This is a genomic window from Bacillus sp. JS (assembly GCF_000259365.1).
Lineage (GTDB): Bacteria > Bacillota > Bacilli > Bacillales > Bacillaceae > Bacillus > Bacillus stercoris.
In genome coordinates this window covers 2,208,472-2,222,152 of record NC_017743.1, presented here as the reverse complement: position 1 = coordinate 2,222,152, position 13,681 = coordinate 2,208,472, and the positions used below count along the sequence as shown (strand labels likewise).

Annotated in this window: 18 protein-coding genes; 10 read left to right on the top strand and 8 right to left on the bottom strand. The window is 41.7% G+C overall.

The window, feature by feature from the left end:
- Positions 1–90 precede the first annotated feature (90 nt).
- The 4 genes from MY9_RS11045 to exnP all read left to right on the top strand — a co-directional run bounded on the left by MY9_RS11045 (position 91) and on the right by exnP (position 5,203).
- Positions 91–3,672: a dynamin family protein gene (locus MY9_RS11045; protein ID WP_014664349.1), complete on the top strand. Its 3,582-nt coding sequence runs from the start codon at positions 91–93 to the stop codon at positions 3,670–3,672.
- A gap of 64 nt (positions 3,673–3,736) precedes the next feature.
- Positions 3,737–3,994 (top strand): YpbS family protein, encoded by a 258-nt coding sequence (locus MY9_RS11040; RefSeq protein WP_014664348.1) that lies wholly within the window; start codon positions 3,737–3,739, stop codon positions 3,992–3,994.
- A 74-nt stretch (positions 3,995–4,068) separates the two neighbouring features.
- Complete coding sequence (locus tag MY9_RS11035; protein WP_003230761.1) at positions 4,069–4,215, top strand: hypothetical protein; 147 nt, start codon at positions 4,069–4,071, stop codon at positions 4,213–4,215.
- 97 nt (positions 4,216–4,312) lie between these two features.
- Positions 4,313–5,203: a 5'-3' exonuclease ExnP gene (exnP, locus tag MY9_RS11030; protein WP_014664347.1), complete on the top strand. Its 891-nt coding sequence runs from the start codon at positions 4,313–4,315 to the stop codon at positions 5,201–5,203.
- A gap of 7 nt (positions 5,204–5,210) precedes the next feature.
- On the opposite strand, the gene sspL is transcribed toward exnP, so the two are convergent.
- From sspL to MY9_RS11015, 3 genes are read right to left on the bottom strand one after another with little or no spacing between them, the layout of a single operon-like run.
- On the bottom strand, positions 5,211–5,339 hold the full coding sequence (gene sspL / locus MY9_RS11025) for a small, acid-soluble spore protein L (protein WP_003218255.1): 129 nt from the start codon (positions 5,337–5,339) through the stop codon (positions 5,211–5,213).
- 41 nt (positions 5,340–5,380) lie between these two features.
- Positions 5,381–5,779, bottom strand: a complete 399-nt coding sequence (locus MY9_RS11020; protein WP_014664346.1) for a reverse transcriptase-like protein — start codon at positions 5,777–5,779, stop codon at positions 5,381–5,383.
- Positions 5,779–6,468, bottom strand: a complete 690-nt coding sequence (locus tag MY9_RS11015) for a queuosine precursor transporter (protein ID WP_014664345.1) — start codon at positions 6,466–6,468, stop codon at positions 5,779–5,781. The genes MY9_RS11020 and MY9_RS11015 overlap by 1 nt, the downstream gene beginning before the upstream one ends.
- 82 nt (positions 6,469–6,550) lie before the next feature.
- Here MY9_RS11015 and MY9_RS11010 point away from each other — a divergent pair, with 82 nt between their 5' ends.
- Together MY9_RS11010 and MY9_RS11005 are read left to right on the top strand one after the other, a co-directional pair.
- Positions 6,551–7,231, top strand: a complete 681-nt coding sequence (locus MY9_RS11010; RefSeq protein ID WP_014664344.1) for a ribonuclease H family protein — start codon at positions 6,551–6,553, stop codon at positions 7,229–7,231.
- Positions 7,224–7,406, top strand: coding sequence for a zinc-finger domain-containing protein (locus MY9_RS11005; RefSeq protein ID WP_004397944.1), 183 nt, complete (start codon positions 7,224–7,226; stop codon positions 7,404–7,406). Before MY9_RS11010 ends, MY9_RS11005 begins: the two co-directional genes overlap by 8 nt.
- Before the next feature lie 27 nt (positions 7,407–7,433).
- On the opposite strand, the gene MY9_RS11000 is transcribed toward MY9_RS11005, so the two are convergent.
- Complete coding sequence (locus MY9_RS11000; RefSeq protein ID WP_040082832.1) at positions 7,434–7,703, bottom strand: DUF2564 family protein; 270 nt, start codon at positions 7,701–7,703, stop codon at positions 7,434–7,436.
- 155 nt (positions 7,704–7,858) lie between these two features.
- Here MY9_RS11000 and degR point away from each other — a divergent pair, with 155 nt between their 5' ends.
- The gene (gene degR, locus MY9_RS10995; RefSeq protein ID WP_014664342.1) at positions 7,859–8,041 is read left to right on the top strand and encodes a transcriptional regulator DegR; all 183 of its coding nucleotides are present in this window, start codon (positions 7,859–7,861) and stop codon (positions 8,039–8,041) included.
- Positions 8,042–8,092: 51 nt separating this feature from the next.
- On the opposite strand, the gene cspD is transcribed toward degR, so the two are convergent.
- The 4 genes from cspD to metA all read right to left on the bottom strand — a co-directional run bounded on the left by cspD (position 8,093) and on the right by metA (position 10,820).
- Complete coding sequence (cspD, locus tag MY9_RS10990; RefSeq protein WP_003153604.1) at positions 8,093–8,293, bottom strand: cold-shock protein CspD; 201 nt, start codon at positions 8,291–8,293, stop codon at positions 8,093–8,095.
- Between the two features lie 15 nt (positions 8,294–8,308).
- Positions 8,309–8,455, bottom strand: coding sequence for a hypothetical protein (locus MY9_RS21590; protein ID WP_136654129.1), 147 nt, complete (start codon positions 8,453–8,455; stop codon positions 8,309–8,311).
- 80 nt (positions 8,456–8,535) lie between these two features.
- Positions 8,536–9,684, bottom strand: a complete 1,149-nt coding sequence (locus MY9_RS10985) for a diglucosyl diacylglycerol synthase (RefSeq protein WP_014664341.1) — start codon at positions 9,682–9,684, stop codon at positions 8,536–8,538.
- A 230-nt stretch (positions 9,685–9,914) separates the two neighbouring features.
- Entirely contained in the window at positions 9,915–10,820 is a 906-nt protein-coding gene (metA, locus tag MY9_RS10980) for a homoserine O-acetyltransferase MetA (protein ID WP_014664339.1), read from the bottom strand.
- A gap of 327 nt (positions 10,821–11,147) precedes the next feature.
- On the opposite strand from metA, the gene MY9_RS10975 reads away from it, so the two are divergent.
- Genes MY9_RS10975 through MY9_RS10965 form a run of 3 tightly spaced genes read left to right on the top strand, consistent with a single transcriptional unit; the run spans position 11,148 to position 13,454 of the window.
- Entirely contained in the window at positions 11,148–11,630 is a 483-nt protein-coding gene (locus MY9_RS10975) for a glutathione peroxidase (RefSeq protein WP_014664338.1), read from the top strand.
- Between the two features lie 13 nt (positions 11,631–11,643).
- The gene (gene hdhQ, locus MY9_RS10970; protein WP_014664337.1) at positions 11,644–12,261 is read left to right on the top strand and encodes an Mn(2+)-dependent (deoxy)ribonucleoside pyrophosphohydrolase; all 618 of its coding nucleotides are present in this window, start codon (positions 11,644–11,646) and stop codon (positions 12,259–12,261) included.
- Between the two features lie 59 nt (positions 12,262–12,320).
- Positions 12,321–13,454, top strand: a complete 1,134-nt coding sequence (locus MY9_RS10965) for a conserved virulence factor C family protein (RefSeq protein WP_014664336.1) — start codon at positions 12,321–12,323, stop codon at positions 13,452–13,454.
- The last annotated feature ends 227 nt before the right edge of the window (positions 13,455–13,681 follow it).

Here is a 13,681-nt window from a genome sequence, read left to right as displayed (position 1 = left end):
TGGTTTATTCTTGTGTAAAATGAAAAGGGAATGAATTCAGATCTTTCGAAAAAGGTTCACAATTGAAACGGCACAAAGGGGTACAGGCTTATGACAGAACATAACAGAAACGAGCTTTTGCACAAAACTGGGGAACTTTATCAGCAATTTATTGAGAACCAAGATGGACAAAGGGCTGCTAAACTGGCTGCGGTCATGAAAAAAGCGTCAGATGAAGAGGTTTATATCGCGTTTACGGGGCACTATTCAGCGGGGAAATCATCACTGCTGAACTGCCTGTTAATGGAGAATATTTTGCCGACAAGCCCGATTCCGACGAGCGCTAACCTTGTTGTGATCAGAAACGGGGAAAAGCGAGTTCGGCTTCATACAACAGACGGAGCGTGTGCTGAGCTGGAAGGGGCTTACCAGAAAGACAAGGTACAGCAATATTGCAAAGACGGTGAACAGATTGAAAGCGTCGAAATTTTTGACAGGTATACTGAGATCGATTCCGGGGTTGCGTATATTGATACTCCAGGGATCGATTCAACAGATGATGCGCATTTTCTATCGGCTGCTTCTATTCTTCACCAGGCGGATGCGCTGTTTTACGTTGTTCACTATAATCACGTACACGCTGAGGAAAATGTAAAGTTTCTCAGATCAATAAAAGATAGCATTCCGAATGTGTATTTTATCGTTAATCAAATTGACCGCCATGACGAGACGGAGACAAACTTTGGAGACTATAAAAAACAGGTAGAGGAGATGCTTTGCAATGAAGGGATTTCAAAGGAAGCGCTCTATTTTACGTCAGTAACAGAACCTGATCACCCGTTTAATCAGATTGGGGCTTTGAGAGAAGAGTTAAAAAGAATAGAAAAGCAATCAAAAAACAATCTGCAGGCTTTAACCGAACAAAAGATCTGTAATCTGCTGAAGGAACATACGGAAATGCTGAAGAAAGACGAAACAGACGGCCCGAGTTTCGCTGAACAGCTTCACATCCAAACTGGACTGGTCCAATCGCTGCGTGATCAATTGGATGAGGCTGCAAATCAAGCGGCTGAGGCAGAGAAGAGGATGCAGGAAGAAATCAATCGTATTTTAAAAAACGCCAACCTGACGCCTTTTGAAATGCGTGAATTGGCGGCTGCATTTTTAGAGTCACAAAAGCCTTCTTTTAAAACCGGCTTTTTCTTTTCTAAAGCGAAAACTGCACAAGAAAGAGATAAAAGGCAGAATGTTTTTTTCTCTGATGTGACCAAACGAACAGAAGCCGAAGCGGATTGGCACATAATAGACACGCTCCATAAACTCGCCAAAGCATTTGATGTCCATGACGCTGAGTGTGAAAAGCTGATTCAGTCCTATCGCACTCCGCTTGATATAAGCATCATTGAACGCGCGGTCAAGCAAGGTGCAGCCTTTTCTTCTGAATATGTATTGCAATATACAAAAGACTTGGCAGAGCTGGTCCGGAAAGAGGCGAAAAGAGAGGCCGCAGACATCATAAAGGTACTCTCCGCTATGGTGAAAGAGCGTGTTTCCAAAGACGTGCAAACGGTTAACGACCGGCTCGTCCAAGAATCGGAAAAACTTGTCCTTCTTCAAGAACAGGCTCGTTTAGAGAATCATGCCCGCGAGAAAATCAATCGCCTGTGGGCCATTTGGGAAGAAGAGTCCGAATGCCCGATGCATATAGACACAGAATGGTTTAAATTGAAGAAAAAAAGAGTGGCGGCTCCAGAACAGAAACAAGGCCGAGGCCAGCTGGCGGAGCAGCCGTTGCCGAATCCAGAAATCAATATAGAACAAGAACTGCCGCTTCATGACCAAATCAAACGCTTTTACACTTTGTCTGATGTTTTAGGCGAAAGCAGCATGTTGTCAAAGCATATTTCAGCGTTTCGTGAAAGGGTTAAACGGCTTGAGGAACGGAAATTTACACTTGCTCTTTTTGGAGGCTTCAGTTCGGGGAAATCATCTTTTGCCAATGCGCTTGTTGGCGAAAGAGTGCTGCCATCCTCACCAACGCCAACCACAGCAACAATTAACAAAATCACAAAGCCAATCAATGGCAGCCTAAACAAAACAGCGGATGTAGTATTTAAGACGGAGGATGACATAACGGCTGAAATTTTGCAGCTCACCGGAATATCAAAAGAACCGGCAGGCCGTTCCTTCGCAGAGAAGTGGGAAAAGGCAGTCAAAAAAAACAGGCTGCAAGAAGAGCACGTGAAATTGATAAGAAATTTCCTGCTTGCATACGAGAGGTATCAGCAGTATATACAGGAACAGAAGATATTAACGATTCCGCTGTCTGAATTAAAGCCGTATGTAGCAGAGGAAACAACGGCCTGTGCTGTGAAAGAGGTAACGGTCTACTATACATGCCCGCTCACTGAAAAAGGGATTACGATTGTTGATACACCCGGCGCGAGCAGCATGAATAAACGGCATACAGAGCTGGCATTCCAATATATCAAAGATGCGGATGCATTTTTTTATATGACCTATTATCAACACTCTTTTTCAAAAGGAGATCGTTCATTTTTACGGAAGCTCGGACTTGTGAAAGAATCGCTCAGCATGGATAAAATGTTTTTCGTTATTAATGCCGCAGACCTTGCAAAAGATAAAACAGAGCTTGAAACAGTGACCGATTATGTCAGCACAGAGCTTGTAAAAGAAGGGGTTTATGAGCCGCAGCTCTTTACCGTTTCAAGTAAGGAGGAGCTGCTGGGAAAACCGGAATCATTTTATAACCAGTTCCCGAAAGTAAGAAAACACTTAGATCGGTTTATCGAAGTGGACGTAAAAAAAGCGTCCGCTGCACAGCTCAGTTTGGAAGCAGACAAACTGTGCGAAACTGTTTTCCAGCTTCACAAATCCCAGCATCAGTCCATAGAAGAGAAGGAAGCGCAGAAACAGCGTCTCATGCTGTCATTTGAGCAGGCAGTTGCCGATATCGAGAAACGGCGGAACTCAGAAACCATCATTGAGAAAGTGAAAAAAGATACAAGAGAGCAGCTTTATCACATTACACAGCGATTATCGTATTTTGCAAATGATTTATTAAAATCGGCATTTCATCCCGGGCTGCAAAACGGGGATTGGAAAAAGAATGTGAGTAAGGCGATGACAACAGCCTTGCATGAATACCAGTTTGAATATATTCAGGAAATCAAAACGCTTGATGTTCGCATGAGCGGTTTCATCGAACGGCATATCACAGAAGAATGGCTGGATAACTTTCAAAAAACATTAAACGCAGACGGTTATTTTTCCATTTATGCGGGTGATCAGCATTTGAGCGGCATACAGCTGAAGGAAGTTGAACCAGAAATGGAAGAACGTGTTTTTGAAAAGGAACTAAAAGAGGTCAAATCACCGAAGCAGTTTTTTGAGCAAAAAGGAAAATCGACCTTTATCGAAGCTGTACGGATGAAACTTACGAAAATCACAGAGGGATGGATAAAAAATGAAGAAGAGAGCCTGATCTCTCATTACACAGCTCACCTCAGACGCTTACAGGAAGATATGGCTGAAAAGGCAATCGCGCAAATAACGGATCAAAAAGAGACGTATTTCAAAGGATATGCAGAAGGGGAACATGCGAAAGAGATTGAAATGGCGTACCAAGCGTGCATCTCCTGGAAAAGTTCAGACAATACAATAAAAATGTAAAATTCAGTTGGCTTGTATGTCAAGTCATGATAGACTAAATAGAAAAAAGCGAGATGAACGATTAATGTCAGAGGTACATAAAGCAATTTCAGCACATTCATCAAAACAGCACGAGCATATCAAAGCATTTATGCGTCTTGAAAATATGCGTGAAATGGCCATTGAAGAAGCTGTTGCTAAATGCAAAAACGATGAGCCTTTTACTACAGACGCTATTAATGACATCACCGAGCAAATGAATCAGCTCGCTAAAAAAGGCATCGTCCCGACAAGACGGCTTGTATCAAAAGAAATGGTCAGAGAATACGTAAGCCGCGTGTAAGCTGGATGATCCTGCCGCGATTGAATCTCCTGCCGGATGCATATACTATGGACATCCGACGTAAGGGGGGATTCATGTTGGGCAGAACAAAGCTGGGAAACAGAAATGCACAGGCGAATAACAATGCCAAAAAGAAAAACGGATTTCAAACCCATTTTGACTCTTACGCAGGACGCGAAGCTGAGAAGCTGATCGCCAGCAACAAAAGACACAACGACTGATGATACCCAAACAGTATCTCTTTATTAGAGATACTGTTTTTTATTTTGGGCCGCTTTATGCTAAAATAGAAGGAATGAAAGAAAAGGGAGTTATCAGATGAATAATAATAAACTATTGCTGGTTGACGGCATGGCTCTTTTATTTCGGGCTTTTTTTGCCACGGCCGTACATCGCAACTTTATGATAAATGACAGCGGGGTGCCGACGAACGGCGTCAACGGCTTTTTAAAGCATTTGATTACAGCCGTGGAAACATTCCAGCCGACACACGTCGTCTGCTGCTGGGACATGGGGAGCAAAACGTATCGTAATGACTTGTTTCAAGATTATAAGGCAAACCGCAGCGCACCACCTGTGGAACTGATCCCGCAGTTTGATTTGGCAAAGGAAGCAGCCGCTGAGCTTGGGATCATGAATATTGGCTTTGCCGGTTATGAAGCAGATGATTGTATTGGAACTCTTGCCGATTTATTTGCAAATGAAGCAGACATTACGGTCGTAACAGGGGACAGAGACTTACTCCAGCTGCTAACGGATAAAGTAAGCGTTGCTCTGCTTCAAAAAGGAATCGGAAATTATAAAGTCTATACAAAAGAGACTTTTTATGAAGAAACAGGGGTAATGCCAAAAGCTTTGATTGATATTAAAGCGCTTATGGGTGATTCCAGTGATAACTATCCCGGCGTCAAAGGGATTGGAGAAAAAACAGCCTACAAACTGATTCGTGAATATGAAACGATTGACCGTTTATTGGAAAATCTTTCTCTTCTTCCAAAGGGACAGCAGGGAAAAATTCAGCAAGGTTTAAGTGATTTGGAGATGTCGAGGAAGCTTGCGGAAATTCATTGCTCTGTGCCGCTGGTCTGCACACTGAAAGACGCTTTATTTACTTTGCAAATGGAGCAGGCGGCTCAAATGCTTCGCCGCCACCAAATTAAAGGAATTGAGCGCATGCTTGAAAAGCTGAACGCTAGAGAGATCGTATAGATCTTCTCTAGCGTTTTGTATTGCTTTTTTTTGCCCTTTCCTCAAGCTCTGTTTTAGGGTCATTATGTGTATTGCCTTCCAGGTCGCCTTGCGGAGTAACGCCGCCAGTCAGCCGGCCTTTATCTTTCTTTTTCATGTTAGTTCACCTCGCCATTAGGATGAACCAATGACTAAGATTTAATTCTTTTCATTCAGCCGAATTGCTTCTTTTGCCAGAAGATCGGCTTTTTGGTTTTGCTTGCCCGGTATCCATTTGATGAAAAAAAGAGGGAAGGCTGCTTTTAGACGGGTGATTTCCTCTACAAACGGCTGAAACGTTTTATTTTTAACCATTTCAAGCTCAGCGGCGCGCTCCACAATATCTGAATCCGTTCGAAAGGAAACCGATTGATACCCGCGCGTTGCGCATAGCTTCATCCCTTCAATTAATGCAAGAAATTCCGCTTCCTGGTTTGTATGCACTCCGATTGGAATAGAGAAAGATTCTGCTTTCCCCTCATGTTTGATAAAAATGCCGATACCGGAAGGCCCGGGATTACCAGCGCTTGCGCCGTCTACATATATTTCTGTAGGCATTATGAACTCCTTTCATCATTAGGTATCATTTTTTTGGCTGCATAAGCATAAGGCAATGAAATTAAAGATACCGCAAACTTAATCAAATATGTAGAAATAAAAATATGAAGCCAAACGTCTGCCGGATAAATGCCGAAAAAAGCGACAGCAGTGAATATGAATGTATCAAACAACTGGCTGACTGCTGTACTGCCGCCGTTTCTGAGCCATAAAAGCCGATCAGAAGGAAATATCCTTCTAATTGCCGAATATACATAAACATCCAGCGTTTGGCTGAAGATAAAGGCAAGCAGACTTCCTAACGCAACTCGCGGAAGGAATCCAAAAATCGTTTCCAGCGCTGTTTGTGATATGTCGCTGGAAGCCGGTTCGAAAAGCAGCACGCCCTGCATGACAAATGTCAGCGTCAGGAGCGTTGAGAATCCGAGCCATACCGCTTTTCTGGCTTCAGCCGGTCCGTATTTTTCATTCAGTACATCTGTCGCAAAAAAGATTGTGCCATACATCACATTCCCGAGTGTCGCTGTTAAGCCAAACAGTTCCACTGTTTTGACGACTTGGAGGTTGGCGCAGACTATCGCAAAACCGATCCAAACAAACAGTCCCATTTTGCCAAATCCTTTATAAAATAAAAGAACAATGATAAAATGAATGATCGCAAAAAAGATCCAAAACGAATTATTAAACAAGATGAAAAAGCTTCCTTTCCGGGGTAAGATTGGTTTGATTATAGCATAAGCCCGGCAACTAATGAATGGTAAGGTGATCGTAATGAAGCTCAGACCGCATTTAAAAATAGAAGCAAAAGGAACGGGATCCGTCTCATTTTTCAGCGAAGACTGGCTGACAGCACAGCAGGCACGTATGCTCGCCAGAGAGCTTGGACGTTTTCCATACATGAAAGAGCTAGAGTTCGAAGACGAGAAAGGCGGCAGCTGGACGCTGAAGGAATTGGAAAAGCTGACCGAGGAGCTTGCTCAAGAGCCTGATAACATCACTGTTTATTTTGATGGCAGTTTTGATAAGGAGAGCGAACTTGCGGGTCTAGGGATTGTCATCTATTATTCGTTGGGAGGAGTCCAGCATCGTTTGAGAAAAAATAAAAGCTTTAGGCTGAAAACCAATAATGAAGCTGAATATGCGGCACTTTATGAAGCAATAAGAGAAGTAAGAGAGCTTGGGGCAAGCAGAAATTCAATTACAATCAAAGGGGACTCACTTGTTGTACTGAATCAGCTTGACGGCAGCTGGCCTTGCTATGATCCATCTCATAATGAATGGCTGGACAAAATAGAAGCACTCCTTGAATCACTGAAGCTTACTCCAACCTACGAAACGATACAACGGAAAGACAACCAGGAAGCTGACGGCCTCGCTAAAAAAATTCTATCCCATCAATTCGTAGAAAGCCACACGAAATTAGACCGTAACGGAGATGACGATATTGGATAAGAAAATGATCTTTAAAGAACTGACAGAACTGCACGATGAATATTGCAAAGACTGTTTTATTAAGAAGCAATTTCGCAAAGAATTTGGCAAAACTTATGCACATTCATTTTGTATCAATAAATGTACGGTTGGTGAAAAATTGAAAGCATACGGAGATGTCTTAACCAATCACTAAAAATAAAAACCGCAGAAGCTGCGGTTTTTATTCTTTGAATTCATCGAGCTGATGCTCGCTGTCATCCAGCAGCTGCTGTTGCTGCTTTACAAATTCAGGATCGTCGAGAGCTGCCAGCTCTTCAGAGTGTGACAGTTCTCTAGCATCCTCAATGGCTTGGTATGCTGAGTCGACTAATGTTTTGCTTTGGCCTCTCGTCGCAGCTCCTGTTGTTTTCTGCGCTGTTTCCACTGCTAGTTCCAGCTGCCGCTTATCCGTAAAGCCAGTCTGATCCTCATTATGGAATTTTGAAGTCAACAAAAACACCTCCACAATTATTTTGCAGAGTTTTTTTGAAATTTATGTACCAAAATAGAAAATAAAATAAAAATAAGCCGATATAACTATTGAACCAGAAATAATAGGACTGTTTTACTATTTGAGGTATCTTGATAGAGAAGGGGAACGCAGCTATGGATGATAAAGATTTGAAGTCGATCCTTCACAAAACATTTATAGAAATATACAGTGATTTAGAAGAACTGGCGGATATCGCGAAAAAAGGAAAACCGTCAATGGAAAAGTATGTTGAAGAGATTGAACAGAGGTGCAAACAAAACATTTTGGCGATTGAAATCCAGATGAAAATCAAATAGGAGAGGCGAATGCCTCTCCTCTATTTGTCATCTCATCATCATGTATTGAGTTTAGAGTTTTACAACATTAGAAGCTTGAGGTCCACGATTACCTTCGACAATTTCAAAAGAAACTTCTTGTCCTTCTTCTAATGATTTGTATCCTTCTCCTTCGATAGCTGTGAAGTGAACAAATACATCGTCTCCGCCTTCAACTTCAATGAAGCCGAATCCTTTTTCGTTGTTGAACCATTTTACTTTACCGTTTTGCATATTGCTTAATTCCTCCTAGTACTGTAGCACCCATGTGCTAAAAAAAATTTTGTCATCATTTAACTTTGATTCATTGTTAAATGATGGTTCAACTATACACCATCTGGGAGCACCCGTCAAGTTGCGAATCGGCTTATTTTTGAAAAGGAAGGCGAGTTTCACGAAAAAATGTAACCGCTTTTATTAATGGCTAAATATAAATAAAAAGAGCACACGGTTTTCGTATGCTCTCAAGTACGCCATTAAGATAGCGCTTTGGTCTTTTGTTTGGCTGTCATCATTTCTGATTCTTTCAGGATATCCTCTAAAATGACTTCAGAGGAGTTTGCTAAATGAAGGTCCTTAATGTTTTTCTTCATGCGCTGCAAGGTATCTTCATCTGCAAGAAGGGAAGTGACTGACTCGAGAATCTCCTCATGACGGTTCACGACGATGGCAGCTCCGCGGTCTTCAAAGAAGTTTGCATTTTCTTTTTCCTGGCCAGGCACAGGTTTGTACAGAATGACAGGCACACCGATGGCAGTAGCTTCAGTCAAAGTTATGCCGCCTGGTTTAGTAATCATGCAATCTGTGATCCGGAATAGCTCATCAATGCGCTCCACATAGCCCAGAACTTTTAATTTGTCACCGTTTTCTGCCTCAAGCGGACTCAAAGATTCTTTTAAAGCCGTATTTTTCCCGCACACGACAACCACTTGCACTTGCTCATCTTTGACAAGGTTTTCGCACAGCTCTTTTACGTTCTTTAATACACCGTGGGCACCTGCCATGATCAGAAGCACTTTTTTGTCTGGCGAAAGATTGTACTTTTTATATATCGGTCCAACCGGCATGGATTCTTCAAATTGCGGCCTGATTGGAATTCCTGTGATTTTTACGTTGCTTGGATGAGTGCCGATCTCCAGCAGTTTTTCCTTCACGTAATCTGTCGCCACATAATATTTATCCACGTTCTCGTGAACCCAAATTTTATGAAGGCAAAAATCAGTCATAACATTGAAGGTAGGAATGACTCTTCCTGTTCGGCGTCTGTACTCCGGCACGACAATCATCGGAAATGTATTAATAATAATATCGGGCTGATGTTCATCAACAAGTTCGCCCAATCTTTTATTACCCATTTTAAAGTAAATATTGAATTTACGTTTATTATAGATTTTGTCAACTCCGTAATAAAACAAACGATAAAACTGTTTCCCGATTGAGAAGCTTTTTAAATAAAGGTATTGAGTTACCTCTGAAACAATCGGATTTGACTCTTGGTACAAATTAGAAACTGTTACATGCTGAAAGCCGAGCCTTACACATTGTTCATAAAGTGTTTTGGCTACCTGCACATGTCCATTTCCGTAATTTGCAGTCAAAATTAATACTCTTTTATTGGTATTCAAGTAAATTCACCTCAATGTAATCAACAACAAGCAAGCTTCATGCATCGTAAGGAGTTATTGTCTATACATAAACATAACACAAATACATAATCGAATTATTAATGCAGTGAAAAAGTTAAGCTAATTTTAAATGATTTGGATTCCAGTATTTTAAATTTTTGTTATAGGCAGACTGAATCAGATGTATTTTATCATATTTTTTGCTCAGCGTATCACTAAAATAAGAAAAATTAGTCCCATTCATAAGGAGTTTCTTGGTAAACGTAATAATTCAGCCAGTTCATAAACAATAATGTGGCATGCGCTTTCCAGCGATTCACTGGCTCATTGCTGCCTTTTGCAAAATAATGTTTAGGCGCCTCAACAGTAGAAAGGTTTCGTTCCAAATCTCTTTCATACTCTTGAAGAAGCGTATTTGTATCATATTCAGGGTGCCCTGTCAAAAAGACTTGTTTTTCGTCTTTAGACACAATTAAGCAAACCCCGGCTTCCTTTGATGCGGTAAGAATGTTTAACTCGGACACTGCTTGAAGCTGTTCCATATTTATATCTGTATGCCGGGAATGCGGCACGTAGTATAGCTCGTCAAAACCTCTTACCAATCTTTCGTGTTTTGAAAGAACGGTATGCTCGAACACACCGAAGATTTTTTTCGGCATTTGAATTTTTTCCACACCATAATGGTAATACAAACCTGCTTGAGCGCCCCAGCAAATATGCATGGTTGAAGTAACATTTGTTTTGCTCCACTCCATGATTTCCTTGAGCTCTTCCCAATATGAAACCTCTTCAAACGCCAAATGCTCGATCGGCGCACCGGTGATAATCATTCCGTCAAACTTCTTGTGACGGATATTGGAAAAAGTCGTGTAAAATTCGTCAAGGTGTTCTCTTGCAGTGTTTTTCGGCGTGTGTGTGCTTGGGATTAAAAATGTGAAATGAACCTGTAAAGGCGAATTTCCAAGCAATCTGAGAAGCTGAGTCTCTGTTTGGATTTTTTTCGGCATCAAATTTAAGATAATAATTTTTTGCGGCCGGATATCCTGATGAAATGCTCTGCTTTCATCCATTACAAATATATGTTCACTTTCAAGCACCTGTTTTGCCGGCAGGTGTGTTGGTATATTAATAGGCAACGTGGCACCTCCATTATTTCCCCGTTTAATTTTCTTCATTATAGGAATTTTCACGCCAATTTTCAATCTATCTATACGTGTTGAGGGGGAAACAACAGAAAACTCTTTATATAAAACGCACTGACACATCTTTTGGTTTCACAGAAAATGATTTTCCATGATGTCGGAGGGAATTGAAATGTTTTATAGAATGATAAGATAAAAACGAACCCTAGGAATTGAAAATAAACGACTGCTCATGTCGTCAAGTTTCTTAATTGATGTTTACATTTTGAATTGAAATTTAAAAAAGATAAAATATTCACCAGGGACATAGGAGGGAATTACATGTCTATATATCATATGAAGGTACGTACAATAACAGGGAAAGACATGACACTTCAGCCTTTCACGGGAAAGGTACTGATGATCGTGAATACTGCAAGCAGGTGCGGTTTTACTCCCCAATTGAAGCAGCTGCAGGAATTATATGATACATATCAGCAGGAGGGGCTTGAGATCTTAGGGTTTCCCTGCAATCAATTTATGAACCAAGAGCCTGGAGAAGAGGCTGACATACAGGAATTTTGTGAAACAAATTACGGTGTTACGTTTTCCATGTTTTCAAAAGTGGATGTAAACGGAAAAAACGCCCATCCGCTGTTTGTGTATTTGACAGAGCATGCAAAAGGAATGCTGGGAACTAAGGCAATTAAGTGGAATTTCACGAAATTTATAGTGGATAGAAATGGAGAAATCGTTGGCCGTTATTCACCAAATACAAATCCGAAAGAGCTGGAAGATGCTATCGTGAAGCTATTAGGGCAATGAAGAGGGTGTTTTTGTGAAGAAATTGAAGCAGGCAGAGCAAATCAGGACATGGGTTCAATCTATCCTGACTGGCGAAAGCTCTGGACATGATTATCATCATGTATCAAGAGTTGCAGATCTTGCTGTGTATATTGGAGAAAAGGAAAAAGCGGATTTGTTCATTGTTGAAACGGCGGCTTTGGTTCATGATTTAATTGATGTGAAGCTGCCTGACACGGTCAGGCTTTCTGTGAGCGAAGTGTATGATCAGCTCGTTTTTTTCGGGGTAGGAAAAGAGGCTGCTGACAGAGTGATTCATATTATAACAAGGATGTCCTTTCGGGACAGGGGGAAATTGGCGAAGGAGCCGCTCTCAATTGAAGGAAAAGCTGTACAGGATGCTGACAGACTTGATGCGATTGGTGCTGTCGGCATTGCGAGAGCTTTCATGTTTGCGGGCGCAAAAGGGCATGGCCTATATGGAGATGAGCAAAGCGCCTACGCTCATTTTTTTCATAAGCTGCTGCGGCTGAAAGATATGATGAATACAGACACTGCACGGGAATTGGCAGAAGAAAGACACGATTTTATGCTTCAGTTTGTCCGCCAATTAGAAAAAGACATACCCGGGATTGATGCCAAAACGTCGTAATAGAAGGCTTGGAACGACTGTGATAGAATAAGTCACAGATATGCTATAGGAGGACGATCATGAAGATAAAATCAATTGAACCTACACCAAGCCCGAATACAATGAAAGTCATCTTAACGGAAGAGCTTCCGGCGGGCAAAAGCAATAACTATAAACCTGAGCAAGCAGAAGGCGCACCGCCCGTTATAGCGGAAATCCTTAAAATAGATGGAGTTAAAGGGGTATATCACGTCGCAGATTTTCTAGCTGTTGAACGGAATGCAAGATACGACTGGAAAGACATTTTACCGCAAGTCCGCACTGCATTTGGGATGGAAAGTGCTGAAAGCACAGAAGAAAACCGCTCTGAACAAGAATCTTTTGGAGAGGTAAAAGTTTTTGTGCAGATGTTCAGCGGCATTCCTATGCAAGTTAAATTGACGGATGGGGAGCGGGAAGAGCGCTTCGGCTTACCTGAGCGCTTTCAGCAGGCGATCTTAAAACTCAGATCTGAGGCTTCAAATGTTGTGTTTGAGCGGGCCTGGAAAGAACAAGGTGTCAGATTCGGCGACTTTAATGAAATCGGCCATGACGTGACAGAAGAGCTTCAGGCGGCATACAGTGATGAACGGCTGAAACGACTGACAGAAGCAGCTGCTCAAGGAAAGAGCGAAGCAAAACAAGCAGTACAGCGCAAAGCGTATAAAGTAACGCTCGACATGCTTGATGATGAGGACTGGAAAAAGCGTTATGCGCATCTGGAACAGATGGATCCAAAAGAAGAGGATATCCCGGTTTTACAGAAGGCATTGGATGATCCAAAGGTGTCCATCAGAAGACAGGCTGTTGTGTACTTAGGAATGATTGAAACACCTGATGTTCTTCCTCTATTGTATAAAGCACTTGAGGACAAAGCGGTCTCAGTCAGAAGAACGGCCGGAGATTGCCTGTCTGATATCGGCGATCCTCAAGCCATTCCTGCTATGATCAAGTCGTTAAGCGACTCCAGCAAGCTTGTTCGTTGGCGTGCGGCTATGTTCCTGTACGAAGTCGGCGATGAAAGTGCAATTGAAGCTTTGCGCGCTGCCGAAGATGATCCCGAATTTGAGGTCAGCCTTCAAGTGAAAATGGCGCTTGAGCGTATTGAACATGGAGAAGAAGCAAAAGGGTCTGTTTGGAAACAAATGACAGAGAGCAGAAAAAAGGGTGAATAGAGATGAAAAAGGTGCAGATCATGCACCTTTTTTATGTGAATTCACTTTTTATAAAAATTATTTCGAATATTGTTGAAAAATGTTCGAAAACTATTTATAGTAAGTAACAATATTAATAGTTGGAGGGTTCAAATCGACAGAAAGCTATATAAATATAAAAACACAAAAGAACAAACCAAGGCGAGGGCGGCCTGAAATTATCTTTTTTGCAAAAACAGCCCATAAAT